The organism is Stenotrophomonas sp. YJH_SMC_119, from assembly GCF_059368315.1.
On the sequence record NZ_JCAFRP010000007.1, the window covers coordinates 137,015 to 160,999 of the forward strand.

General features: G+C 67.9%; 21 protein-coding genes. 12 read left to right on the top strand and 9 right to left on the bottom strand.

Annotated features, from left to right (window positions below):
• Window positions 1-24 precede the first annotated feature (24 nt).
• Window positions 25-447 carry a DUF2141 domain-containing protein gene (locus AC5P6S_RS12745; protein WP_012481398.1) on the bottom strand — a complete coding sequence of 141 codons (423 nt, stop codon included), beginning with the start codon at window positions 445-447 and terminating at the stop codon, window positions 25-27.
• A gap of 156 nt (window positions 448-603) precedes the next feature.
• On the opposite strand from AC5P6S_RS12745, the gene AC5P6S_RS12750 reads away from it, so the two are divergent.
• The 3 genes from AC5P6S_RS12750 to AC5P6S_RS12760 are packed head-to-tail and all read left to right on the top strand — an operon-like array spanning window position 604 to window position 2,733.
• Window positions 604-1,704 (top strand): sensor histidine kinase, encoded by a 1,101-nt coding sequence (locus tag AC5P6S_RS12750; protein ID WP_495204630.1) that lies wholly within the window; start codon window positions 604-606, stop codon window positions 1,702-1,704.
• Window positions 1,701-2,339 (top strand): response regulator transcription factor, encoded by a 639-nt coding sequence (locus tag AC5P6S_RS12755; protein ID WP_005411236.1) that lies wholly within the window; start codon window positions 1,701-1,703, stop codon window positions 2,337-2,339. Before AC5P6S_RS12750 ends, AC5P6S_RS12755 begins: the two co-directional genes overlap by 4 nt.
• A 22-nt stretch (window positions 2,340-2,361) precedes the next feature.
• Entirely contained in the window at window positions 2,362-2,733 is a 372-nt protein-coding gene (locus tag AC5P6S_RS12760) for a VOC family protein (RefSeq protein WP_005411235.1), read from the top strand.
• Between the two features lie 65 nt (window positions 2,734-2,798).
• Here AC5P6S_RS12760 and AC5P6S_RS12765 read toward each other — a convergent pair whose 3' ends face one another.
• The gene (locus AC5P6S_RS12765; protein WP_043034554.1) at window positions 2,799-3,638 is read right to left on the bottom strand and encodes an arylamine N-acetyltransferase family protein; all 840 of its coding nucleotides are present in this window, start codon (window positions 3,636-3,638) and stop codon (window positions 2,799-2,801) included.
• 203 nt (window positions 3,639-3,841) lie between these two features.
• Here AC5P6S_RS12765 and AC5P6S_RS12770 point away from each other — a divergent pair, with 203 nt between their 5' ends.
• On the top strand, window positions 3,842-6,379 hold the full coding sequence (locus AC5P6S_RS12770; RefSeq protein ID WP_138970059.1) for a methyl-accepting chemotaxis protein: 2,538 nt from the start codon (window positions 3,842-3,844) through the stop codon (window positions 6,377-6,379).
• 46 nt (window positions 6,380-6,425) lie between these two features.
• Here AC5P6S_RS12770 and AC5P6S_RS12775 read toward each other — a convergent pair whose 3' ends face one another.
• The 5 genes from AC5P6S_RS12775 to AC5P6S_RS12795 all read right to left on the bottom strand — a co-directional run bounded on the left by AC5P6S_RS12775 (window position 6,426) and on the right by AC5P6S_RS12795 (window position 14,786).
• Window positions 6,426-8,945 carry a PepSY domain-containing protein gene (locus AC5P6S_RS12775; RefSeq protein WP_138970060.1) on the bottom strand — a complete coding sequence of 840 codons (2,520 nt, stop codon included), beginning with the start codon at window positions 8,943-8,945 and terminating at the stop codon, window positions 6,426-6,428.
• A gap of 714 nt (window positions 8,946-9,659) precedes the next feature.
• On the bottom strand, window positions 9,660-10,223 hold the full coding sequence (locus AC5P6S_RS12780; RefSeq protein ID WP_005411231.1) for a TlpA family protein disulfide reductase: 564 nt from the start codon (window positions 10,221-10,223) through the stop codon (window positions 9,660-9,662).
• Complete coding sequence (locus tag AC5P6S_RS12785) at window positions 10,220-12,592, bottom strand: protein-disulfide reductase DsbD family protein (protein WP_049419062.1); 2,373 nt, start codon at window positions 12,590-12,592, stop codon at window positions 10,220-10,222. Before AC5P6S_RS12785 ends, AC5P6S_RS12780 begins: the two co-directional genes overlap by 4 nt.
• Window positions 12,589-12,927: a divalent-cation tolerance protein CutA gene (cutA, locus tag AC5P6S_RS12790; RefSeq protein ID WP_012481391.1), complete on the bottom strand. Its 339-nt coding sequence runs from the start codon at window positions 12,925-12,927 to the stop codon at window positions 12,589-12,591. The genes AC5P6S_RS12785 and cutA overlap by 4 nt, the downstream gene beginning before the upstream one ends.
• 68 nt (window positions 12,928-12,995) lie before the next feature.
• Complete coding sequence (locus AC5P6S_RS12795) at window positions 12,996-14,786, bottom strand: endonuclease (RefSeq protein ID WP_049419065.1); 1,791 nt, start codon at window positions 14,784-14,786, stop codon at window positions 12,996-12,998.
• 312 nt (window positions 14,787-15,098) lie between these two features.
• On the opposite strand from AC5P6S_RS12795, the gene AC5P6S_RS12800 reads away from it, so the two are divergent.
• The 3 genes from AC5P6S_RS12800 to AC5P6S_RS12810 all read left to right on the top strand — a co-directional run bounded on the left by AC5P6S_RS12800 (window position 15,099) and on the right by AC5P6S_RS12810 (window position 17,863).
• Window positions 15,099-15,386, top strand: a complete 288-nt coding sequence (locus tag AC5P6S_RS12800; protein ID WP_005411227.1) for a co-chaperone GroES — start codon at window positions 15,099-15,101, stop codon at window positions 15,384-15,386.
• 81 nt (window positions 15,387-15,467) lie between these two features.
• A complete protein-coding gene (groL, locus tag AC5P6S_RS12805) occupies window positions 15,468-17,117 on the top strand; it encodes a chaperonin GroEL (RefSeq protein WP_005411226.1) in 1,650 nt (549 codons plus the stop codon).
• Window positions 17,118-17,251: 134 nt separating this feature from the next.
• Window positions 17,252-17,863, top strand: a complete 612-nt coding sequence (locus AC5P6S_RS12810; protein WP_005411225.1) for a DUF6445 family protein — start codon at window positions 17,252-17,254, stop codon at window positions 17,861-17,863.
• 28 nt (window positions 17,864-17,891) lie between these two features.
• Here AC5P6S_RS12810 and AC5P6S_RS12815 read toward each other — a convergent pair whose 3' ends face one another.
• Entirely contained in the window at window positions 17,892-19,055 is a 1,164-nt protein-coding gene (locus tag AC5P6S_RS12815) for a serine hydrolase domain-containing protein (RefSeq protein ID WP_049419067.1), read from the bottom strand.
• A 67-nt stretch (window positions 19,056-19,122) separates the two neighbouring features.
• Window positions 19,123-20,052 carry an aspartyl protease family protein gene (locus AC5P6S_RS12820; protein WP_099527347.1) on the bottom strand — a complete coding sequence of 310 codons (930 nt, stop codon included), beginning with the start codon at window positions 20,050-20,052 and terminating at the stop codon, window positions 19,123-19,125.
• Window positions 20,053-20,158: 106 nt separating this feature from the next.
• Here AC5P6S_RS12820 and AC5P6S_RS12825 point away from each other — a divergent pair, with 106 nt between their 5' ends.
• From AC5P6S_RS12825 to AC5P6S_RS12845, 5 genes are all read left to right on the top strand, one after another.
• The gene (locus AC5P6S_RS12825; protein WP_005411222.1) at window positions 20,159-20,866 is read left to right on the top strand and encodes a response regulator; all 708 of its coding nucleotides are present in this window, start codon (window positions 20,159-20,161) and stop codon (window positions 20,864-20,866) included.
• Window positions 20,867-20,898: 32 nt separating this feature from the next.
• Window positions 20,899-22,197 carry a sensor histidine kinase gene (locus AC5P6S_RS12830; RefSeq protein WP_049419115.1) on the top strand — a complete coding sequence of 433 codons (1,299 nt, stop codon included), beginning with the start codon at window positions 20,899-20,901 and terminating at the stop codon, window positions 22,195-22,197.
• Window positions 22,198-22,269: 72 nt separating this feature from the next.
• Entirely contained in the window at window positions 22,270-22,770 is a 501-nt protein-coding gene (locus AC5P6S_RS12835) for a MarR family winged helix-turn-helix transcriptional regulator (protein ID WP_005414623.1), read from the top strand.
• Window positions 22,767-23,507, top strand: coding sequence for a DNA alkylation repair protein (locus AC5P6S_RS12840; protein WP_049419075.1), 741 nt, complete (start codon window positions 22,767-22,769; stop codon window positions 23,505-23,507). Before AC5P6S_RS12835 ends, AC5P6S_RS12840 begins: the two co-directional genes overlap by 4 nt.
• 47 nt (window positions 23,508-23,554) lie before the next feature.
• Window positions 23,555-23,893, top strand: a complete 339-nt coding sequence (locus AC5P6S_RS12845) for a DUF6616 family protein (RefSeq protein WP_005411218.1) — start codon at window positions 23,555-23,557, stop codon at window positions 23,891-23,893.
• The last annotated feature ends 92 nt before the right edge of the window (window positions 23,894-23,985 follow it).

Genomic DNA, 23,985 nt, shown 5'->3' on the forward strand with positions numbered 1-23,985 from the left:
TGGCCTCGGGTCTGGATGCAGGAATCAGCGCAGGGTGATGTCGATGGCGGTGCCGGCGGCCGGTACGTCGACGCGCGCCTCGTCGAAGGTCGGCTTGCGCATCACCTGCGGGTTGTTGCTGAAGCCGTAGCCCTCCACCGGCATGCCGACCAGGTTGGTGTCGAGCTTGCCGTTGTCGTTCTCGTCGTGGGTGAGCAGCACGGCATAGCTGCCGGCCGGAACGCCCTTGAACGTGAAGTGGGCGCTGTCGCCGCTGGGCGCCGCCTGCTGGGCCTGCACGGGCCTGGCCTTGCCGTCCCAGGCGGCGGCGCTGTCGACCAGCGCAACGCGCAGGGTGCCGGTCTGCACACGGACGTCGTGCACGGTCACGGCCAGGTCGGCGGCGTGGGCACTGCCGGCCAGGGCCAGGGCAGTCAGGGCGGTGCTGAGCAGGGCGGTGCGGATCATGGCAGTGGCTCCGGAAGTGTGTGTGGCGGTGTGGCGCCAGTCTGCGTGCGGCCCTGCACCGGGTTCAGGGCCAGTGGTCATCGATTCGACGTGCCAGAAGTCACTTTCTGCGCCGGACCCATTGCCGCCGGCGTGCGCGGCGGTCAGCATCTGGCCATGCCCAGCCTGTTCCGCCATCTGTTGCGTCCCCTCAGCCTCGCCGGCCTGGCCACCGTGCTGGTGGTGGGCCTGTCATTCGCGGTGCAGCGCAACGGTGCCGGGCTGAGCCTGCTGCTGCTTGCCGTGTTCCTGCTGCTGTTCGTGGTGCACGGCTGGGCGTCGGTGCCATCCCGCGTGCGCGCTGTCGCGGCGGTGTTGCAGGCGTTGCTGGCGGTCGTGCTGGTTGCGCTGCAGCCGCGTACCGGCACCGCACCGGTACTGCTGGTGGTGCTGGTGGCGCAGCTGGCCGAGCATTGGCCACCGCGCTTCGTGCTGGCTGTTGCACTGCTGGCCAACCTCGCCATGTATCTCGTGCTGCGCTACAGCGGCTTCAGCCAGCCGCTGCTGGTGGTGCTGCTCTATGGCGGCTTCCAGGCCTTCGCCGCACTGACCGCACACTATGCCCGCAGCACGGCGCTGGCCCGCGATGACCTGGCCCGCGTCAATGCCGACCTGCTGGCTACCCGCGCGCTGCTGGCCGACAGTGCACGCGACGCCGAGCGCCTGCGCCTGGCGCGCGAACTGCACGATGTGGCCGGGCACAAGCTCACGGCGATGCGCTTGAACCTGCGTGCCCTTGCGGCCGACCCTGTGCTGGCCAGGCGCGAAGGATTGGTGCTGGCCGAGCAGCTGTCCGGCGAGTTGCTGGCCGACATCCGCCAGGTGGTGCAATCGATGCGCGATGATCGCGGCCTCGATCTGGCCACCGCATTGCACGCGCTGGCCGCGCCGTTCCCGCGCCCGAAGCTGCAGCTGCAGATCGGCGAGTGCGTGCGCGTGGTTGACCCGCTGATGGCCGAGATCGTGCTGCGCCTGGTACAGGAAGCGCTGACCAATGCCGCCCGGCATGGCAACGCAGACACCGTATGGCTGACGATCAACGAAGAGGATTCCCGGTTGCGTATCGACATCCGTGACGACGGCCAGCGCGCCGAGCGTATCCGCGAGGGCAACGGCATCGCCGGCATGCGTGAGCGCCTGGGCGCAGTGCGTGGCCAGTTGGAACTGGCCCGCACCGCACAGGGCGGCATGCACCTGACCGCCTGGGTGCCGGCATGAACGGCAGCGCGATCCGTGTTGCCCTGGCCGACGACCAGGCGCTGGTCCGCGCCGGGCTGCGTGCGTTGTTGCAGGGGTTGGGCGTGGACGTGGCGCTGGAGGCCGAGGAGGGCCAGGCGTTGCTGGACGCGCTGTCCACCCAGCGCGTGGATGTTGTGCTCAGTGACATCCGCATGCCCGGGATGGACGGCATCGAGGCAGTGCGCCAGCTGCGCGCGCGCGGCGATGCCACGCCGTGGCTGCTGCTGACGACCTTTGATGAAAGTGACCTGCTGCTGCGTGCCAGCGAGGCCGGCGCACAGGGCTTCCTGCTCAAGGACGCCGCACCCGCAGACCTGCGCGAGGCGATCGAGCGCGTCGCCGCTGGCGAAACCCTGCTGCTGCCGGTCAGCACCGAGCCGGTACGCGCCCGCTACCGCTTCCACGATGAAGCACCGCCCACCGATACCTTCGGGGAACGCGAGGTGGCGATCCTGCGCTTGCTGGCCGGTGGCTACAGCAACAAGGAGATCGCGCGCAGCCTGTTCCTGGCCGAGGGCACGGTGAAGAACTACGTGTCCGCCATACTCGACAAGCTGGGCACCCGCGATCGCACCCGTGCGGTGCTGAAGGCGATTACCCTGCGCATCATCTGAGTGGACCGAGCAAGGAGTGCCAGTGAACCCGATCCTGCATGTGGAAATCCCGGCCAGTGACCTGGACCGTGCCATCACGTTCTACCAGCGGTGGCTGCAGGTCGCGGTGGACGAACCTGTGGTGCTGCACGACTGCCGGATGGCCTACCTGCCGTTCTCCGATGAGGCCGCCGGTGCCAGCATTGCGCTGGTGCTCGGCGCGGACTACCGGCCTTCCGAACAGGGGGCGCGCGTCTACATCGGCGTCGATGACCTGGATGCGAGCCTGGAGCGAGCACTGCAAGCGGGCGCCGAGCTGTGCTTCGGACCCGCCGATGCGGGCGACTGGCGCGTGGCCGAGATCCGCGACAGCGAAGGCAATCGCATTGCGCTGCAGGCGCGCGCTGCTCTGTAGAGCCGAGACCACGCTCGGCTGCTGTTGGCCCAGCCGCTCCAGCTCAGCCGAGCATGGGCTCGGCCCTACAAGGTCGCGGCGCGCGAGCGCTGCAGCCAGTCATTGATGGCCGGGTCCAGTCGCGGGTCGTCCGGTAGCTGCATGCCGAAGCGCTGTTGCAGCACGGCACGCACATCACCCACATCATGCAGCGGGCGCTTGTCCGGTGCCTGCCCGGGGCGATACTCGGTGTAGTTGCCGCTGCCGATGGTGCGGCGCCAGTCCGGCCCGGTCAGCGACGCGCGCAGCTGCCCGGGGAAACTGGAATCGGGATGGGTGCACACGTACCAGTTGCCCACCACGTTGTCGATCGGTGCCGGCGCCTGCAGGTCGAACCGATACATCGCCCGCCAACCATCGTTGGACTCGGCCGACAGCACGAAATCACCCTCGTCGGGCAGGCGCTGCAGCAGATAGCGTTCGTGCGGCGTGGCCTGCGGCTGCGGATCATGCAGGCGCAGCGGCACGGTCGGGGTCAGGCTGCCGAAACCGGCATCCACCAGCCAGTCGCCGCTGTCTACGTTCACGCGCAGCAGCAGGTGGGTACGCGCGGTCAGTTCGCCGTCCTGGGCGGCCAGCAGTACCCGCGCGCTCAATGGCTGCGCATCGAAGCCCAATGCCTGCAGCAGCGCCAGCAACCCGCCATTGAGTTCGAAGCAGTAACCACCGCGGCGCTCGTCGAGCAGCTTGCGCTGCACGCTGTCCAGGTCGATCGGCACCGCATCGCGCAGCAGGCAGCTGAGGGTCTCGAAGGGCAGCAGTGCGTTGTGGCGCTGCTGCAGCAGGGTCAGGCCGGCCAGGGTCCGCGGTGGCGGTGCATCCAGCTGCAGGCGCTGCAGGTAGCGGGGGACATCGAGCGTCGTCATGGAGACACCGGGCGGGGGAGGGATGTCCACTGTGCTCCCCCAACCGGGGTTGAGGTCAAGCGCGGCGGCCGTGTCATGCCTCCGTCGCCTGCACCCGGTACAAAGGCCGCGTCCACCAGCGATGGGGGGACGCAGACGAAGAAAGCGCTAAAGTTGTCCTGAGTCAGGCCGATACAGGTGCGTCTTTCCGCCTGGAGTCTGTCATGTCGGCCGTTGTCCCCCACCTCCGGTCCCTGCGCACGCGCCTTGCTGCGTTGCACTCGGCGTCCCCCGGGCTGCTGCGCTGGCTGCAGCCACATCGGCTCAGCGTGGCCAACAAGCTCAAGGCCACACTGTGGATCTGCGGCCTGGGCCTGGTGGCGATCGCTGCTGTCTACGCCTGGACTGGCCATGCCAACGCACTGGCTGCGCGCAGCCAGGCCAGCTACCAGCGCGGCAGCGATCTGGCTGCCAGCCTGTCCACGCGGGTGGCCGAAGCGCGTCGCCTGCAGACCCAGTATGCACGCAGTTTCGATGATGCCGACCGCGCGCAGCTGTTGGCCACGCAGAAGGCGTTGCAGACCGATCTGCAGGCGCTGCGCGCGATGCCGATGGATGCGGGCCGGCGCAAGGCCCTGCAGGCGCTGACCGAAGCCGCCGACGCGTTCTCGCAGGGTGTGGCCGCCCTGTTCGAACGGGTCGACGAGATGGGCCGTGGTGATGCCGGCCTCGCTGCGCAGCTGCAGCAGGCCGCCGACACCCTGCAGGCGCAGGTGGATGTGCAGCAGCGGCCCGCGCTGGCGCTGTCCCTGCAGAAGATGCGAAGGCAGGAGGCACTGCTGCTGCTCGACGGTGATTCCACCCACGCCGACCGCGCCAGCGAGGAGAAGCTGCCGTTCGACCTCGCGCTGGCGGGCCTGCCTGCGGATGTGCAGGACACCCTGCGCACCGGGATGGAGGCGTATCAGGCCGCACTGCTGGGGTATACCGCTGCCCGCGTCGGCCTGGATGTGGAAGCGCAGTCGCTGCTGGATACCGCCACGGGCGTAGCGCCGGCGTTGGCCGCATTCCAGCAGGCACAGGTGGCGGCGCTGGGCAGGGCGCAGGCACGCCAGCAGGCCGGCGCGCGCACCATGAGCGTGGTGTTCGCACTGACCCTGCTGCTGGTGGCCGGCGTGCTGATCACCAGCCTGGTGCTGGTGCTGCGTGCGGTGCGCCAGCCGATCCAGGACACCCTGCGTTTCGCCAGCGACATCGCCGACGACCGTCTCGAAACCACCCTGCGCGTCTACAACGCCAACGATGAAATCGGCCAGCTGGCCCAGCGCCTGGTCGACATGCAGCAGCGCCTGCGCGCGCGCATCGAGACCGAGCGTGCGGTGGCCCGCGTCAACACCCGCGTGCGCCAGGCATTGGACAGCGCACAGGCCGGCTTGATGGTGATCGATGCCGAAGGCCTGGTGGCGTACGCCAATCCGGCGCTGCTGCAGCAGCTTGCACTCCGGCTTGAAGATCTGGTGGGGAGCGATGCGGTACGCCTGCATCCGGCACTGGCCAGTCTGGCTTGCGTGCGCCAGCGCGAGGAGCGCGAGATCGGTCATGCCGGCGTCCGCTACCAGTTGATCGCCAATGCCATCACCGACGAAGGGCATTTCCTCGGCGTGGCAGTGGAGTGGCGCAGCCGCGCGCTGGAAACGCTGCTGGAAACCGAAGTGGCAGCACTGGTCGACGCCGCCGCACATGGCGACCTGCACGGCCGCATCGCGCTGGAGGGAAAACAGGGCTTCGTGCGCACGTTGTCGACCAGCATCAACCGCCTGCTGGCGACCTTCGAGACCAACCTCGGCGATCTGCAGGCGCTTCTGGCGGCGCTGGCCCGTGGTGACCTCAGCGTGCGCATGGAAGGTGAGCTGCAGGGCGTGTTCGCACGCATGCGCGACGATGCCAACGCCACGGTCGCGCAACTGGGCCGCATCGTCACCCGCATCCAGCAGGCGACGTCCAGCCTCGACACCGGTGTGGGTGAGATCGTTGCCGGTCACCATGATCTGTCGCAGCGTACCGAACAGCAGGCGGCCAACCTTGAAGAGACGACAGCGTCGATGCACGAGTTGACCGACACCGTTGGCCGCAACGCCGATGCCGCGGGCCGCGCCGATGCCCTGGTGCAGGGGGCGGCCGCGGTGGCCCAGCGCGGTGGCGAGGCCGTCGGCCAGGTGGTCGCGACCATGCATGGCATCAGCGAGGCCTCGCGGCGGATCGGCGACATCACCCAGCTGATCGATGGCATCGCTTTCCAGACCAACATCCTCGCGCTGAATGCCGCGGTGGAAGCAGCGCGCGCAGGTGAGCAGGGCCGCAGCTTCGCCGTGGTGGCTGCGGAAGTGCGCCTGCTGGCCCAGCGCAGTGCCGAAGCGGCCAAGCAGATCAAAGGACTGATCGAGGATTCGGTGGCGCGTGTTGGCCAGGGCAACCAGCAGGTCGAGCAGGCGGGCATCACGATGGGCGAGATCGTTGGCAGCGTGCAGCAGCTGGCCGAGCTGCTGGCCGGTATCCGCAGTGCATCGCAGGACCAGCATGCCGGCATCGCGCAGGTGAAGCAGACCATCGTGCAGATGGAAGCCAGCACCCAGCGCAACGCCAGCCTGGTGGAAGAGGCTGGTGCCTCCACCGCGCAGATGCAGGCGCAGGTACACGCGCTGGCCGAAGCGGTGGGCGCGTTCCAGTTGCAGTCGATGCCACAGGCGCGCGCTGCGGCCTGATCGTGCTCCGGTAGTGCCGGCCGCTGGCCGGCACTACCCTTGTGGCTCAATACACGTCGCGACGGTAGCGCCCGGTCTCCAGCAGCGTTTCCACTTCTTCATCACCCAGTGCTTCGCGCAGCACCTGGTCCACGCCTTCGGCCATGCCCAGCAGCGAACCGCAGACGTGGATGACCGCACCACGCTGCATCCAGTCGCGCAGGGCATCGGCTGCTGCACGCAGGCGATCCTGCACATAGCCGCCCTCACCATCGCGCGAGAACGCCAGGTCCACCCGCGCGAGATGGCCATCGGCCTGCCACGCTTCGATCTCATCGGCGAACAGGAAGTCGTGCGCGCGCTGGCGTTCGCCGAACAGCAGCCAGTGCCCGTGTTCACCTGCATGCGCGGCTTCGCGCAGCAGGCTGCGCAGGCCCGCGATGCCGGTGCCATTGCCGATCAGCACCATCGGCGCACCGCCAACGCGATGGAAACCGGGGTTGCGGTGCACGCGGGCCACGATGCTGGCACCGACCGGCGCATGCAGCGACAGCCAGCCCGAACCCAGGCCGGTGCGTCCGGTTTCGTCATGGACCAGCCGCACCACCAGTTCGACCGCACTGTTATCCGTACAGGATGCGATGGAGTACTCGCGCCCCGGCAGCAGTGGCAGCCCTGCCAGCCAGAGGCACGCATCCTGCACCGCCAGCGCAGCATCGGCATCGGGCAGCTCGCGCTCGCTGGCCAGCGCCAACAGCGTGCGCGGCTGGCCGTCAATCAGCAGCGGCTGCTGGGGATCCAGCCCATGTGCCTTCAGCACCGCAGCGGCGTGCCGCGCGTTGTGGCGGGGCGCGATGTGCAGGATGTCGCCCGCCTGCCACTGCACATCGGCCGGTGGCGCAAGACGGATGCGCCAGATGGCGCCGCCCATGCTGCCTGGATTGAGGCGGTCACGGCCGAGCAGGCGCCACTCGTGCATCTGCGTCGCGGCCGGCAACACGCTGTCATCGGTGGCGATGCCGGTCAGCGCGCCGAGATGTTGCTGCCACTGGCGCAGCGCCGGTATCGCGGCGGCATCGACATCGATGCGCTCGAACAGCGCACGTGCGCCGTTGCCCAGCAGCCAGCCATCGAATTGGCGGCCAAAGCCGCAGTAATGCGGGTACTGGCGGTCACCCAGGGCGAGCAGGCCGAACTGCAGGCCCGACAGATCGGGCGCTTGTGCCAGCAGCCGCCGCGCAGCGCCCCGTGCCGCATCCGGCGGTTCGCCATCGCCGAAGGTGCTCAGCACGAACAATGCCTGCGCAGTGCGCGCGAGCTGCGTGGCATCGACCCGGGCCAATGGCAGTACCTGCACGCCATGGCCAGCGGCCTGCAGCTGCGCGGCGGCACGCCAGGCCAGCTGCTCGCCCAGCCCGCTCTGGCTGGCATGCACGACCAGCCAAGGTGCGCGGCCATCATCGGTGGCAACCGGCAGCGACCGGCGCAGCCCGCGCGCGGCACGCTGGCTGCGGCGGCGGTCCAGGTACAGCATCCAGCCGGTGATGAAGAACAGGCTCATGGCCAGACTGCTGAGCATCACCACGACACGCCCGGGCATGCCGAAGTAGCTGCCCGAGTGCAATGCGAACACGCTGGTGGCCAGCTGCGCGCCGGCGCCCTGGCGCGCGTAGGGGCGCGAATCGAGGATTGCCCCGCTGGCCGGATCCAGCTGCAGCAGATCATGTGCACGGTCATGGTGGCCACCGCGCTGTGACGGATCGCCAGCCATCACCCGCACGTTGAGCGCCTGGCCAGGCTTTTCCGGCAGGCGCAGGTCGATGTAGCCGGTGTGCACGCCGGGCAGGGCATACAGCGTGGCTTCGATGCGCTCCAGGTTCAGGGTGGCGCCGGTGGCGACCTTGTGCTTGGCGGCCGGTGCGACGCCAAGCAGCGTATTGGCGGCACTGCGATACCAGTCGAAGGACCACCACAGGCCGGTCAGCGCACTCATCAGGTAGATCAGCAGCACCCAGGTGCCGACCACCGAGTGCAGGCTCCACAGGAAGCCACGGCCGCTGCGTTTCCATTCCACCGCCAGCCAGCTGCGCCAGTGCCACCAGCGGCGCGGCCAGCGCAGGTAAAGACCGGACAGGGTGAAGAACAGCAGCGCGATCGCACAGCTGCCGGTGATCCACTTGCCGCGCTCGCCCGCGGCGAGGTGGCGGTGCAGGTCCTCGACGAAGTCGAAGAACGCCTGCCCACGCAAGGCACTGAAGCGCTCGCCGCTGTACGGGTCGAAGTAGACCCAGTGTTCCTTGCCACCAGCGAAGCGTGCCACCGAGGGCCGCTGCCCGGTGGCGTCCACGCGCAGGCGCTGCAGGGGGCGATCACCGCCGGCCTGCAGCAGCGGCACCAGTTCGCTGAGCGCAAGTGGAAGCTGGCCATCGGCATGGTGCTCGGCGATCTCGGCGAAGCCGGGATTGGCCGCCCGCAGCAGTTCGTCCTCGAAGGACAGCGCGGCGCCGCTGAGGCCCATCACGGCCAATACGGCACCGGCGGTGATGCCCAGCAGCCAGTGCAGTTGGAACAGGACGTTCTTGAACATGGAAGGAGGAGGGCCTGGAAGGCTGCCGCCCGCATCCTGCGCAACAGCAAATGAGAATTAGTCGCGGAATTCTCCGTGGCGGACGGGCTACGGTCAAGGAGGGTTTTGTTGCAGGGCTTTGCAGCCCTGCACCCGCTACAAGCCGGAGCAACGTCAACGTCAAAAGCTGGCTTCCCGTGGGTTGGCGGGGTGGGTCCGGTTGAGGGGGACGCTGCAAGTCCCCCTCCGGGGCCCGGCCCAGCCGCTGGCGGCTGTGCGTTCGGGCGCTTGCGAAGCAGTGCTTCGCAAGCAAAGCGCCCTCACCCATGTAAGCTCGGTCGCCGCATCCATGCGGCTCACGCCCCCTCAACCGGACCCACCCCGCCTTCGACAGTTTCCTGCGATCTGTCGGAACGGCGTTCTGCTTTGGTAGGTGCCGACCGTTGGTCGGCACGGGGTCTGATTCCGTTCTGAATATCGATATCTGACAGATGTGTCGACCAAGGTCGACACCTACCAACAGCCGCCGGAATCTGTCGAAGGTGGGGCGGTGTGGCTGTGCAGGACCGTTGGCGCCATGGATGGCGCCATCGAGCCCCCACGGACGGGTTTACGGCGTGTCCTGCACAGCCACAGCGCCCCGCCATCCCACGGGAAGCCCGCTTTGGCTTTGGCTCTGGCTGTTGCCGTTGCATTGAGCAGGGTGCAGGGCTGCAAGCCCTGCAAAAAACACCCTCACTTCACCCAGCTGTCGATCTCGCCGTGGGCGAACGGTCCCAGCTTTGCCTTCACCAGCCGCCCCTGCGCATCGAACAGCACGCTGTAGGGCAGCAGGCCCTGGGTATTGCCCAGCTGCACGCTGGCATCGCGCGGCCCCGGGGTCTCGATCACGATCGGATAATCCACCGGTACCCGCTGCAGGAAACCGCGCACGTCCTCCGGCGTATCCAGCGCCAGTCCCAGCACCTGCACACCGTGCTCGCCCTGGATATGTGCGAAACGCGCCAGTTCGGGCATTTCTTCAACGCAGGGCGCGCACCAGCTGGCCCAGACATTGATCAACAGCGGGCGACCGCCAGCGTGCTGGCGCAGGTCCAGCGGCCGGCCTTCAAGATCGGGCAGCGACAGCGCGGGCAGGCTGTCGCCGACCTGCAGGGCAGGTGCCGCAGCCGCCACAGCAGGCGCCGCTGGCATGGCCTCAGGCGCAACCGGCGCAGGAGCCAATCGATGCCCGGCCCACAGGCCGAGGCCGGCGGCCAGCACCGCTGTCCACAGCAGCGCTGGCCGTTGCCACTTCATCGTGCGGTGCGCAGCAGCGCTTCCTCCACCACCGCCTGGGTCAGCAGGGTCGGCAGCACGGTCGGCGGCGCGCCGGGGCCGTACACCACGTACAGCGGTACGCCGACGGCCTTGTGCTCTTCCAGGAACGTGGTGATCTGCGGATCGACGTTGGTGTAGTCACCGCGCATGTACACCGCGTTGGTGCGCTTGAGCAGGTCCTTGAACTCCGGCCGCGACAGCACGGCACGCTCGTTGGCCTTGCAGCTCACGCACCAGTCGGCGGTCATGTTGACGAACACCACGCGGTTGTCGGCGCGCAGGCGGTCCAGCAACTGCGGCGAATACTCCACCACGTTGTCGCTGGCGGCCTGTGCGGCGCGTGCCGGCGCTGCCAGCTGGGTCACGCCCCAGGCCGGTACCAATGCGCCGATCGCCAGCAGCACGCCGAGCAGGGTTACTGCACGCGAGCCGGTCCAGCGGTTGCGCTCGAACAGCCACAGGCCGAAGGCGAACAGCAACAGGCCACCCAGCACCAGCGCCATGCCGTCCACGCCGCGCTGCTTGCCCAGCACCCACAGCAGCCACAGCGCAGTGGCGTACATCGGGAAGGCCAGCACGTGCTTGAGCGTTTCCATCCACGGGCCGGGCTTGGGCAGGCGGCGCGCCAGCGCCGGCACGAAGCCGATCAGCAGGAACGGCAGCGCCAGGCCCAGGCCGAGGAACAGGAACACGGTCATCGCCTTCAGCGGCGGGGCAATGAACGCGTAGGCGATCGCGCCACCCATGAACGGGCCGACGCAGGCACTGCCGACCACGCAGGCCAGCGCACCGGTGAAGAAGTCACCGGCCGGGCCGCTGCGGCTGGCCAGCGACTGGCCCAGGTTGCCGATGCCGCCGCCCAGGGTGAACACGCCGGACAGGCTCAGGCCTACCGCGAACATGATGTAGGCCAGCGCCGCCACCACGCCCGGGTGCTGCAGCTGGAAGCCGATGCCGACGGCGTTGCCGATTGCGCGCAGGCCCACCATCAACGCACCGATCACCGCGAATGCGACCAGCACGCCCAAGGTGTACCAGAGCGCGTGGCTGCGTGCGCGCTGTGGGCTTTCGCCACTCTGCGCCAGGCTCAGGACCTTCAGCGACAGGATCGGCAGCACGCAGGGCATCAGGTTCAACACCAGGCCGCCGGCCAGCGCCAGCAGCAGCACCCAGACGAACGAACGGTCCGGGTTCGGTGTGGTCGCCGGCGGGCGCGTACGCAGCGCGTTGTCACCGCGCGCATCGGCGGCGAATTCATTGCCGTCCACGGTGCCTGCGACGGCCGGGGGGGCGGCATCCGTATTGGGCACCGTCGGCAGCAGGCGCAGGGGGGCGCCGTTGGCGCCTTCGCGTGGCGCCGCAGCCAACGGGCTGATTACCTCGTTGCGCGGCGGTGCCTGGTCGGCGCTGGCGCTGACCTTGCCGGCCGGGATCGACAGCTTCACCCGGCGGGTCATTGGCGGGTAGCAGATGCCATCGGTCTGGCAGCCCTGGAAGGTCACCACGAGGGTGCCGTCAACCGCGTCGGCAACCGTGCGCCGCAACGGCAGCGGCACTTCCACCTGGTTGAAGTACACCGAGACATCGCCGAAGTGCTCGTCGCGATGCGACTGCGCGGCTGGCCAGCGCGGCGTGCCGGCCTGCACGCCGGTGCTGCCTTCCAGCTTCAGCGAGGTGCGGTCGCGATACAGGTAGTAGCCCGGTGCCGGACTGAAGCGCAGCAGCAGGGTGTTGCCGTCGCTGGCGATGGCATCGAAGCCGAACGCCTGCTCCGACGGCAGCGGCAGCGCCTGGCTGTTGCTGGCCGCACCCGGCAGGCGCAGGCCGCCGCTGTTGCCGGCACCGGCCAGTGGGTTGTTGAACGGACTGGCCGCACCGGCGCGCGCGGCAGGGGCCGCGGCCTGTGCACCGCTGCCGGGCAGGGTGACCTGCACCACGCGCTTCTGCGGCGGGTAACAGACACCGGCATCTGCGCAGCCCTGGTAACGCACTTCCAGGCTGATGGTGCTGGCGGCCTCGGTCGGCGTGCCGGGCAGGGTGGCCTGCAGGCGCTCGCGATAGGTTTCGACCTCGCCGAAGAAATCGTCGTGGTGCTTGTCGCCCTTGGGCATCTGCAGCGCGCCGGCATTGAAGGCCGGGTCGGCCCTGACGCTGGTGCGGTGGCGATACAGGTAATAGCCGGGCGCGATCTTGAACTGCAGCTGCACCTGGCCCCGTTCGGGGGCACTGGCGGTCAGCGCGAACGCCTGGTCCACCGGCAGCAGATCCTTCTCATCCAGGGCGAAGGCGGGCAGCGAGAGCCACATCAGGGCGCACAGGGCGGCGCCACGCGCAAACAGAGTCTTCAATCAGTGTCCTCCCGGGTCTGTGCCCGGATCCAGTCCAGATACGCCGGCAGGCCGGCCCGGGTTTCGACCGCGATGCACTCCGGGAGTTCATACGGATGCAGTTCGACGATCCGGGCGATTGCGTCATTGACGCGACTCGCGGTGGTCTTCACCAGCAGCTGCAGCTCGGCGTCGGTGGTCACCTCGCCCTGCCAGCGGTAGGTCGACTGCGCGCCATCGAGGCGGGTCACGCACGCGGCCAGGCGCTCGCCAACCAGCGCGTGCGCGATGCGCTCGGCACTGGGCCGGTCCGGGCAGGTGGTCAACAGCAGTAGGACGGGATCGACGGTCGACATGGCCGTCGAGTATAGGGCCGCCGCCGGGTCAGGACCCGGCGGCGGCCGTGGACCGCTGCGTTGCGCGGTCAGTTGGCCAGCTGGCAGGTGGCCGGCTTGGCCGAGGTGAACAGGCCAGGGGTCGCCCACTCGGGGTGGTCGATGAACGGGTTGCGGTTGCCCTGGAAGCTGTAGATCACGTCATTGCGCGCACGCTCGGCATCATCCGGCGGGTCGGACAGGTGCCAGTCGATCAGCGTCGACAGCAGGCCCATGTAGGCCGGCGAGCTGCTGGTCTTGACGATCCTGCTGCGGTCGTCGGTCAGCTCCAGGTCCGGCTCGGACTGGCCAGTGGCTGCATCCTTGCCGCCCTCGTAGCGGATCGCCATGTACATCACCGCACGCGCCATGTCGCCCTTGCGCTTGCCCCACACCTCGAACGTGCCGGTGTTGCCGTCCGGCGTGCGCACCCAGTTGGAGTTGCCCGGATAGCCACCACTGCCGCCACCCTGGCCGTTGTTGGCCTCGGTGGCGCGCTCGCCGCAGCTGGCGTCGCACTTGCCGAACGGCTTGTTGCCACGGTCGGCGTTCCACTGTGCATCGGTCAGGTACAGCATGTGGGTGTCGGTATACGGCGCGTACGGCAGGCCCTTGTCACCCGTAGTGGTGGCAAAACCCAGCGAGTTCGGCCAGGTGTGCTCGCGGTTGTACTTCAGGCCACTGCCGCTGCCGGCGCGATCGGTCACCTTGGCGTAGCTGCGGTTGCGATACGCGTCGAGGATGCGGTTCGGGTTGTTCGGGTCCTCGTCGGCGATCTCCAGGATGGTCCAGGTACTGGTGCCCGAGCCGCTGTACGGGTAGGCGGTGTGGCCCTTGATTGTCGCGTGCAGCGAGCAGCGCAGCTGGCTCGGGCTGCTGGTGTTGACCTTGGAGTAGTAGCCGGCCGGCACACCCGGGTTGCCCGGGTCCGGATTGCCGCCGGTGCTGGCCACGGTGAAGGCGATGCGGCTGTCGGCCGCCGGGTGTGCGCCCTGCAGGTCGGTGATGCGCGCGGCGCGGATGTCGAAGCGGCAGGCTTCACCGGCCACCAGCGCGGTGTTGGTGGACAGCTTCACGCTGCGTCCGCTGGCCGGGAAGGTCAGCGGCACGCTGCCGGAGGTACCGCAGCTCAGCGCGAACGCGCCGCTGGCCAAGTTCACCGTCTCGCTGAACACCACTTCCAGATCGGCGGCGGCCGGGAAGGTGCTGCTGCCCTGCGCCGGGGTGGTGGTGGACACCGACGGCGGCGTGTTCGGGCCCGGGGTGCCGCCGCCACTGAAGGTCTGGCCGTTGTTGCAGCTGCCGAAGGTCTGCCTGGCCGACTCGGCCCAGGTGAAGTGGGCGTACTGGCTGCCGCTGCCGGTCAGCTGCAGCGAGGTGCCGGGAGCCGTGCTGTTGGTCTCGGCCACCGGAATGTTCTGGCTGGTCATGCCGGCGGCAGGGCCACCGGAGGCGGTGATGGCGCCCTCGTAGCTGAGGAACTGGACCACCTTGCCGCTGGCGTCGACCAGGGCGACGCCGTCGTTCGGGCCGTTCTGGATGCCGTTGGTCGGGTAGTTGACCACGGCGATGCTGGCGCTGCCGCAACCGGCGGCGGTGCCGGCCGGGACCGGGTTGTTGGCGTAGACCGTGGCGGCCGAAGGATTGCTGCCGTTGTAGAGGTAGAGGCGGTAGCCGGACAGGTCTTCACCTGCGGTAGCGACCACTTCGATGGCTTCGCCGACGTCACCGGCGGCGGTGCTGTCGTCGTAGTGCAGTTCGTTGATGAAGACCTCGGCCTGGGCCGGCGCCGCGGCCAGTGCCAGCAGGCAGGCGGCGGCAAGCGGGGACAGCAATCGCATCGACTACTCCTTGTGATTGGGAATGCCTGACCGAGCCTAAGGCCGATCCAGTGACACTTTGTCGTAAATGAACGTCAGATATCTGACAGTGCGACGCTTGTCACCGAAATTGTCCAGGACCGACGCCTTGGCCGAGGCGCGCGGGTGGAAAAATTTTTTTCATTCCGCCCTTGAAAGGGGGCGGCGGGGCTCCATCTCTGCCCTGCTCCCGACGTTGTCGGGTTTCTTCACGTGCGGTTCTGGCACTCGCCTGGGGTGAGTGCTAACATCGCCGGACTTTTTTAGACCAATCAATCACTTAAGAGGTCTCCTATGAGCATCAAGCCGCTGCACGACCGCGTTGTGGTCAAGCCGATCGAAGCCGACGAAATCTCCGCCGGTGGCATCGTCATCCCCGACTCGGCCAAGGAAAAGTCCACCAAGGGTGAGGTCGTGGCCGTCGGCCCGGGCAAGCCGCTGGACAACGGCAACGTGCGCGCGCCGTCGCTGAAGGTCGGCGACAAGGTCATCTATGGCCAGTACGCCGGCAGCTCGTACAAGAGCGAAGGCGTCGAATACAAGGTCCTGCGCGAAGACGACGTGCTCGCCGTCATCGGCTGAGCCTCGGCGCGACCTGTTTCAACCTGATCCCAAACTCCCAGCCGCCGGGCATCGTCCGGCGCTACCAATGAGGTAAATGCAATGGCTGCCAAGGATATTCGTTTCGGTGAAGACGCCCGTTCGCGCATGGTGCGCGGCGTCAACGTTCTCGCCAATGCCGTCAAGGCCACCCTGGGCCCGAAGGGCCGCAACGTCGTGCTGGAAAAGAGCTTCGGCGCCCCGACCATCACCAAGGACGGCGTCTCCGTCGCCAAGGAAATCGAACTGGCTGACAAGTTCGAGAACATGGGCGCGCAGATGGTGAAGGAAGTTGCTTCGCGCACCAACGACGATGCCGGCGACGGCACCACCACCGCCACCGTGCTGGCCCAGGCCCTGATCCGCGAAGGCGCCAAGGCCGTTGCCGCCGGCATGAACCCGATGGACCTCAAGCGCGGTATCGACAAGGCCGTTTCGGCCGCCGTCGCCGAGCTGAAGAACATCTCCAAGCCGACCGCCGACGACAAGGCGATCGCCCAGGTCGGTACCATCTCGGCCAACTCGGACGAGTCGATCGGCCAGATCATCGCTGACGCGATGAAGGAAGTCGGCAAGGAAGGCGTCATCACCGTTGAAGAAGGCTCGGGCCTGGACAACGAGCTGGACGTGGTCAAGGGCATGCAGTTCGACCGCGGCTACCTGTCGCCGTACTTCATCAACAACCAGCAGTCGCAGACCGCTGACCTGGATGACCCGTTCATCCTGCTGCACGACAAGAAGATCTCCAACGTCCGTGACCTGCTGCCGGTGCTGGAAGGCGTCGCCAAGGCCGGCAAGCCGCTGCTGATCGTGGCCGAGGAAGTTGAAGGCGAAGCGCTGGCCACCCTGGTCGTCAACACCATCCGTGGCATCGTCAAGGTCGTGGCCGTCAAGGCTCCGGGCTTCGGCGACCGTCGCAAGGCGATGCTGGAAGACATGGCCGTGCTGACCGGCGGCACCGTGATCTCCGAAGAAGTCGGCCTGTCGCTGGAGAAGGCCACCATCAAGGACCTGGGCCGCGCCAAGAAGGTGCAGGTCTCCAAGGAGAACACCACCATCATCGACGGCGTCGGCGACAAGGCCAACGTTGATGCACGCGTGGCGCAGATCAAGACCCAGATCCAGGACACCTCCTCGGATTACGACCGCGAGAAGCTGCAGGAACGCGTGGCCAAGCTGGCCGGCGGTGTTGCCGTGATCAAGGTCGGCGCCTCGACCGAAATCGAAATGAAGGAAAAGAAGGATCGCGTCGACGACGCCCTGCACGCCACCCGTGCGGCCGTTGAAGAAGGCGTGGTTCCGGGCGGCGGCGTTGCCCTGGTCCGCGCGATCACCGCGCTGGCCGGCCTGAAGGGCGCCAACGAAGACCAGAACCACGGCATCCAGATCGCCCTGCGTGCGATGGAAGCCCCGCTGCGCGAGATCGTTGCCAACGCCGGTGACGAGCCGTCGGTCATCATCAACAAGGTCAAGGAAGGCACCGGCAGCTTCGGCTACAACGCCGCCACCGGCGAGTTCGGCGACATGCTGCAGTTCGGCATCCTGGACCCGACCAAGGTGACCCGTTCGGCGCTGCAGAACGCGGCCTCGATCGCTGGCCTGATGATCACCACCGAAGCCATGGTTGCCGAAGCTCCGAAGAAGGACGAGCCGGCCATGGGCGGCGCCGGTGGCATGGGCGGCATGGGTGGCATGGGCGGCATGGACTTCTAAGGTCCACGCCCGCGTCGGACGTTGCCGGCCCTGGCCGGCGCGTCTCCCCGATGCAAGGAAAAACCCCGCCGCGAGGCGGGGTTTTTTTGTTGCCCGGTTGCCGCCATGGCGCCGCGTCGCTACGCTCGCAGACCATGCCTACCTCGTTCATCGTCGTCGACGACTTCCTTTCTCCAGCCGATGCACACGGCCTGCGCCAGGCCGGCCTGGGCCTGACCTACCCGGCGCAGGAGGGGGCATTCCCCGGGCGTAATTCGCTCGAACGGCTGGAGCTGGACGGCCTGTCCGAGGCCGCGTCGCGGTTGGTCAACGAGCCGCTGCGGCCGGTCAATCCGTTGCAGTCGCACGGCAAGTTCCGGCTGACCCTGGCCAGCGATGTGGGTCGCGCCAAGGTGCACACCGACCATTCGCACTGGTCCGGCATCCTCTACCTCAGCGCCCCGGAGCACTGCGAAGGGGGTACCGAGTTCTTCCGCCATCGCCGCACCAACACCGAGCGCATGGCGCTGAACGCCCACGAGCTGGCTGCGCTGGGCTACGCCAACGGCGGCGACATGCATCGGGACATCATCGAGCGCGACAGCGTCGACGACAGCCAGTGGGAAATGACCATGCGCATCCCGATGCGCTTCAACCGTCTGGTGCTGCTGCGCCCGTGGTTCTGGCATACCGCCGGCCCGGCCTTCGGCGACCGGCCGGAGAATGGGCGGCTGGTCTACCTGATGTTCTTCGAGCAGGCGCGTTGAAGGGAGGTCATCCACGCATGGCGTGGATCTACTTCACGAATGCCTTCGCTGCGCCGTACTCCCACTGCCACGGTACGCCGATGTCGCCGAGCACGAAGGCCACCAGCGCCGGGAAGGTCGCCTCGGCGCGCACATCGTTGCCCAGGATCACCACGCAGCGCTGCTGCTGCTCGACGCACACCAGCGTATTACCGACCGCATCATCGTGGCCGCCCTTGTAGAAGCCCGCGCCTTGCGGGCCACGGAACGTCACCACTCCCAGGCCGGCCGCCAGGTCCTTGCGCTGCAGCGCCTTCGGCAGCTCCGGCTGCAGGGTGGGGAACTGGCTGGCGGTGGTGATCGGCAGCTGCGGCCGCACCAGCTCCTTGCGCATCGTCGCTGACAGCCCATCGCCGCGCACGTAGCCGGCGGCGAAACGGGCCATGTCGGCGATGGTGGTATCCATCGAACCGGCCGCGCGCACGCGGCTGCGCTCATCGTGCGGCTCGGCGGTGCCCTCCATGGTCCAGCCGTCGGCCAGGTTGGTGGCGAAGTCCCCGCGCCACATCATGCTGGTGCGGGTCATGCCGAAGCGGTCGAATACCCGCTGCTGCATCAACGCACCCACATCCTCGCCCAGCCGTCCGCGTTCGATCACGAACTGCAGCAGGATCAGCCCTTCGCCGGAATAGCCGTAGCGGCTGCCTGGATCGAAGTGGAACTTCAGCCGGCCGTCCGGTTCAAGAAACCCGAAGTTGGCAAAGCCACTGGCATGGTTGAGCAGCAGGCGAGGGGTGAGCTGGCGCCAGCGCGCATCATCGGCCAGCACGCGGTAGTCGGCGTACTTCTTCGTTTCGGGCGGATAATCCGGCAACGGCTTGTCCAGCGCTGTGGCGATGCTGGCATCCAGATCGATCCTGCGGTCCTGCGCCAGCTGCGCGACCAGATGGCCGAATGCCATCTTGGTCAGCGAGGCGGCGTACATCACCGTATCGGTGCGCAGTGGTTCGCCTGCGGTATTGCGCTCGCCGTAGGCGGCGACGTGCACCACCTTGCCGCCGTCGATCACCGCCAGTGCCATGCCGCGCGCCTGTGCGGCCTGCATCAACCGCTGCGCTTCGGCGTCGATGCGGGCCGGCGAGGGTACCGGGGGAGGTGCAGCCAGCACGGCCAGCGGGAACAGCGTCAGCAACATCAGGGCAGCACGGCACATGCGTGGAACTCCTGGTGGGGCGCACGGCGATGCTACGCCAGGCTGCCGCTGGCGTCATTGCCGGATGTCAGCTGGCCTGCGGCCGGCGCAGGCAGATCCGGGACGCGCCGGCACCAATGTCCACCTGGCCGCCGCGCATTGCATCCGCACCAAGGATCAGCGCCGGCCGGCCCTCCAGGCCGATCGCCTTGAACACTGGCAGTTCGCTGATGCGGACCTCCATCGAGGGGTGCTGCCAGCCGTTGCCGGCCATGCCGGGCAGGGTGTACAGCCAGGTTGCCTGCTTTCCGCCGCCCAGGCCTTCGGTGCCCTTTTCACGCACCCGCACCCGTGCGTCGCTGCCGTCGGTGCGCAGCCCCAGTGCGCGGGCTGCTTCGGCGTTGAGGACGGTCTGCGCGGCACCGGTGTCGACCACGGCGATGGCGTCCACCGAGGGCGCGCCCAGTGCAAGCATGATGAAGCCGAACTGGCGCAGGCCGTCAGTGCGTCCGGGCAGCGCATTGGGCTGGCAACCCGGTCCTTCCAGGTTCAATCCGCCGGGTGTCCACAGCGCCAGTTGATTGCGGCCGAAGTCCCAACGGGTGTCCCAGCGTCCGGTCAGATCGTTGCCGATCAAGCCGTCAATGGCCGGATCATCGTCCTTCGGCAACGACGACAGATCGACCTTCATGGCTTGGGCCTGCAGCTGCCAACTGCCCAGCTGCCAGGACGTTCTGCGTATGCGCTGCAGCCGCGCGGAGGCTGCACTTGCCCCTTGGGCCTGTGATACCTCCGCATCCGCATCTCCCAGACCGTAGCGCCGCACGACGCGGTCATCGACCAGCGTGGCGCCTGCCGCGCTGTCGACCACGAAGCGCAGCGGTTCGGCACGCCCGTCCAGCGACACGGCCACGGCCGGATGACCGCCCTGCATCCACATCGGCAGGATGTGTTCGGGGGAATCGGACGCCAGCGCAGCCAGCGGGGCAGCAAGCAGGACGAATGGGATGAGGCGCAAGGCAGGTCTCCGCAGTGATCATGGGTGACCATTGGCGCGCAGTGGCGTATCGCGGGAATATCGGCGTTGATACCGTCCTGATACAGACCTGCCTGATACTGCCTGCATGACGACTCCCGCCCGTGTCATCGTTGTCGATGACGACGCCAGCATCCGTGATGCCATCGCCGATTGCCTGTTGCTGCATGGCTACCAGGTACGGGTGGCAGCGGACGCGACGGCGCTGGACGTGCTGCTGCAGGTCGATCGCCCGGACGTGATCATCCTCGACTGGATGATGCCCGGTGAGGATGGCCTGTCGGTCTGCCGCCGGCTGCAGGCACGGGCCATTCCGATCCTGATGCTGTCGGCGATGGGCAGCGCACCGGACAGGGTGATCGGCCTGGAGATGGGCGCGGACGACTACCTGGCCAAGCCGTTCGACCCGCGCGAGCTGCTGGCGCGGGTACGCGCGCTGCTGCGCCGGCAGGACAAGCTGCGCGCGCAGGTAGCCAGTGAACTGCGCTTTTCTGGTTGGCGGTTGCTGCCGGAACAACGTCGCCTGCTGGCGCCGGATGGGAACGAGCTGGTGCTCAGCCGTGGTGAATTCAGCCTGTTGCTGGCGCTGGCCGAACGCCCCGGGCGGGTACTGGGGCGCGAGCAGCTGCTGCAGCTGAGCCGTGGCGAGCCGAGTGACAGCGTCGACCGCGCGGTCGACCTGGCCATCAGCCGCCTGCGCCGCAAGCTCGGGCAGGCCTCGCCCGGTGCGGAAGCCCTGGTGCAGACATCGCGTGGCGAAGGCTATCGCTTCCACGCCGAGGTACAGGTGCTGTGAACAGCCGGTGGCCGACCGCGCGTTGGATCACGATGCTGGCCCTGGCCAGCCTGCTGCTGGCGACACTGGTCAGCGTGGCCGTGGTTGGCTGGATGCCTCGGCCCGCGCCGCCACCGATGCGGTTGGACCAGGCCGTGCAGGTGCTGCGGGGGGAGCAGGCCGCGGCACCACTGGGCCTGCATCTGGCGACGCAGGATGCGCCACCAAAGGGCAATGCCAGTGACTGGCTCAGCCAGTTGGCGGCGCTGCAGATGGGTTTGCCGGCGAAGGAGGTGCGCCTGGTCTGGAGCGGACAGGGCAAGGCGCCTGATGTGCAGGTCATCGAAGGCGGCGAGGTGCTCGACGGCACGGCGCGGGTCGGTGTACTGAAGGCGCAGGCCGCGCTGCTGACCGCGATGCAATGGCCGCCGTTTGAACTGGGCGTGCGCCAGGCCGATGGCCGCTGGCGGGTGGTCGGCAGCGATCACAGTGATCTGGCAGCTTGGCGGCGACAGGTGATACTGGCGCTGCTGGGCGGTGCCGTGTTGCTGGCGCCGCTGGCGGCGTGGGCATCGATCCGGCTGGGGCGTCCACTACGACGCTTGGCCGATGCCAGTGCACGCGTGGACCTGCAAGCCGACACGCCCCTGCCGGATGATGGCCCGCGCGAGGTACAGATGCTGGCCGCCGCGATCGGCACCGGTCGAGAGCGCCTGCGTGCGCAGGCCCAGGACATGACCCATATGCTGGCTGCAGTGGCGCACGACCTGCGCACACCATTGACCGGCCTGCGACTGCGCGCCGAGTTCGCGCCCACACCACAGGCGGCCCGGATGGTGGCGGACATCGAGCGCATGGACACGATGATCGAGCAGGTGCTCGATTACGCACGCGGTGAACTGCAGCCGTTGCAGATGCGCCCGCTGGATCTGGCCGCGCTGCTGGAGGAGTGCGTGCAGGCAGCGTTGCTGCGCGGTGTCGAGATCTCCATCCAGGGGCCGGACAGTCTGCCCTGGCACGGCGACGCGCTGCTGCTTCGGCGCGCGTTCGACAACCTTATCGACAATGCCGATCGCTATGCCGGGGCGGTGGAACTGCGACTTGCCGTGGTTGAGCGAGGGGTCCAGCTGGAGGTGATGGATCGGGGCCCAGGTATCGCCGAGGGCGACCGAGTACGCCTGCTGCAACCGTTCCAGCGCAGCGAGCGTTCTCGTAGTCGCACCACCGGTGGAGCGGGACTTGGGCTGGCAGTGGCCGCCAATGTGGCGAGGCGGCACGCGGGCGAACTGCAGCTGCTGCACCGGGAGGGCGGCGGGCTGATTGCGTGCCTGCTGCTGGGAAAGTTCACCTGATATCGGCTGTGGTTTACAGGCAGCGGCTGTTCGGCTGTATGATTAGGCGCCTAACCATATCGCGTGCGTGAGATGATCGAAGCCAAGCACCATGCCCTGATCGAGGAAGCGCAGCGACGCGGTCACGCCAACATCGCGCCGCTGCGCCTGTGTTTCCAGCTGCTCTCGCTGTCCTCGTCGATCGATCGCGACTGCGCCGCGCGGCTGGCACCGCATGGGCTCAGCGAGGGTCGCTTCATCGTGCTGTTCCTGTTGCACGGGGCCGGTGGCGCACTGCCGCCGCATGTGCTGGCCGAGCGCGCCGGCGTGACCCGCGCCACCATCAGCGGCCTGCTCGATGGCCTGCAGCGCGAAGGCCTGCTGCAGCGTCGCAACGATGACGGGGATGGCCGCCGCCTGCAGATCGTGCTGACCGCACCGGGAAAGCGTTTGGCCGAATCGCTGTTCGAGCAGCACACGCAATGGATCGGTGGGCTGTTCAACGGCCTGGATGCTGATGAACAGCAGCAGCTGTCACAGCTGCTGCACAAGGTCTGGCAGCACACGGACGCCGGGCGGGAATCCGCAGCATGAGCACGGCCATTCCTGCGGAACGCCGGCAAGCACTCAACACCGGCCGCGTCCCCGCCACCCATCTGGCAGAATGCCTGGCAGTGGATTTTGCCGCGCTGCTGCAGGTGGTGGCGCCTGCGCTTGCACCGGAGGCGCTGCAACGCATGCGGGACGCCTCAGGCAAGGGCATCACGCTGCGCATGGCCCTGGCTGCGCAACTGCTGCGTGAGGCGGGGCAGGGGGCGCCTGCGCTCTGGCAGCATCACAGCTCCGATACAGTGCGCGGCTGGGCCTGCTACCTGATCGGCAGAGATGCCCGCGCAACGCTGGCAGGGAAGCTGCAGCAGATGCGCACACTGGCCGATGACCCCCATTTCGGTGTGCGCGAATGGGCGTGGCTGGCACTACGCACGGACATCGTTGCCGCACCACTGCAGGCGCTGGAGCACCTGCAACCGTGGTCACAGGAAACATCGCCGTACCTGCGCCGCTTCGCCTGCGAAGCACTGCGTCCGCGCGGTGTCTGGGCCACGCACATCGCACTGTTCAAGCAGCACCCGGAACATGCATCCGCGCTGCTGGAAGCACTGGCCGACGATCCGGAACGCTATGTGCAGGATTCGGTCGGAAACTGGCTCAACGATGCCGGCAAGACTCAGCCGCAGTGGCTGCGCCAGCTGTGTACGCGTTGGCAGCATGAGCGCCACAGCGACGCCAACGCCTACATCCGCAAACGCGCGCTGCGCTCGCTCCGGTAGTGCCGGCCGCTGGCCGGCAACCCCCGAACCCTCAAGGAAGAACCACCATGTCGCACACCTTCATCGAGCTCTACACCGCCACCCCTGCCTGGACCACACTTCCGCCCGAGCAGCGGAACGCCTTCTTCGCCCGTATCGGCGCCGGCATGCAGCAGTTCGATCCGGTCCGCATCACGCCGCTGGCGATGGGCCGCATTGCCTCGGGCGTACCGCACGGCAGCGATGAGCAGTTCTATGCGGTCTGGCGCTGCGCAAGCCGCGAGGAGGTCGACGCGTTGATGGCCGGCATTGCCGCTACCGGCTGGCATGAGTACTTCACCACCACCCAGGCGGTAGGCGCGATGGACAGCATGGCCCAGCACCTTGCCGACCTGGCCGCCTTGTAGCGGGGCGGCAGACGCCGGCAGATCCCGGTGCTGGGCATGGGTGGCACATGCGCCTGTCACCCAGACGCGGTAAACAGGACATTGCCCATTTC

Coding starts and splice junctions, on each gene's coding strand:
- AC5P6S_RS12845 (WP_005411218.1), top strand. CDS start 23,555: ATGTCGCACACCTTCATCGAGCTCTACACCGCCACCCCTGCCTGGACC.
- AC5P6S_RS12830 (WP_049419115.1), top strand. CDS start 20,899: ATGCTGGCCCTGGCCAGCCTGCTGCTGGCGACACTGGTCAGCGTGGCC.
- AC5P6S_RS12745 (WP_012481398.1), bottom strand. CDS start 447: ATGATCCGCACCGCCCTGCTCAGCACCGCCCTGACTGCCCTGGCCCTG.
- AC5P6S_RS12835 (WP_005414623.1), top strand. CDS start 22,270: ATGATCGAAGCCAAGCACCATGCCCTGATCGAGGAAGCGCAGCGACGC.
- groL (WP_005411226.1), top strand. CDS start 15,468: ATGGCTGCCAAGGATATTCGTTTCGGTGAAGACGCCCGTTCGCGCATG.
- AC5P6S_RS12755 (WP_005411236.1), top strand. CDS start 1,701: ATGAACGGCAGCGCGATCCGTGTTGCCCTGGCCGACGACCAGGCGCTG.
- AC5P6S_RS12825 (WP_005411222.1), top strand. CDS start 20,159: ATGACGACTCCCGCCCGTGTCATCGTTGTCGATGACGACGCCAGCATC.
- AC5P6S_RS12770 (WP_138970059.1), top strand. CDS start 3,842: ATGTCGGCCGTTGTCCCCCACCTCCGGTCCCTGCGCACGCGCCTTGCT.
- AC5P6S_RS12815 (WP_049419067.1), bottom strand. CDS start 19,055: ATGTGCCGTGCTGCCCTGATGTTGCTGACGCTGTTCCCGCTGGCCGTG.
- AC5P6S_RS12795 (WP_049419065.1), bottom strand. CDS start 14,786: ATGCGATTGCTGTCCCCGCTTGCCGCCGCCTGCCTGCTGGCACTGGCC.
- AC5P6S_RS12800 (WP_005411227.1), top strand. CDS start 15,099: ATGAGCATCAAGCCGCTGCACGACCGCGTTGTGGTCAAGCCGATCGAA.
- AC5P6S_RS12840 (WP_049419075.1), top strand. CDS start 22,767: ATGAGCACGGCCATTCCTGCGGAACGCCGGCAAGCACTCAACACCGGC.
- cutA (WP_012481391.1), bottom strand. CDS start 12,927: ATGTCGACCGTCGATCCCGTCCTACTGCTGTTGACCACCTGCCCGGAC.
- AC5P6S_RS12775 (WP_138970060.1), bottom strand. CDS start 8,945: ATGTTCAAGAACGTCCTGTTCCAACTGCACTGGCTGCTGGGCATCACC.
- AC5P6S_RS12810 (WP_005411225.1), top strand. CDS start 17,252: ATGCCTACCTCGTTCATCGTCGTCGACGACTTCCTTTCTCCAGCCGAT.
- AC5P6S_RS12780 (WP_005411231.1), bottom strand. CDS start 10,223: ATGAAGTGGCAACGGCCAGCGCTGCTGTGGACAGCGGTGCTGGCCGCC.
- AC5P6S_RS12750 (WP_495204630.1), top strand. CDS start 604: ATGCCCAGCCTGTTCCGCCATCTGTTGCGTCCCCTCAGCCTCGCCGGC.
- AC5P6S_RS12765 (WP_043034554.1), bottom strand. CDS start 3,638: ATGACGACGCTCGATGTCCCCCGCTACCTGCAGCGCCTGCAGCTGGAT.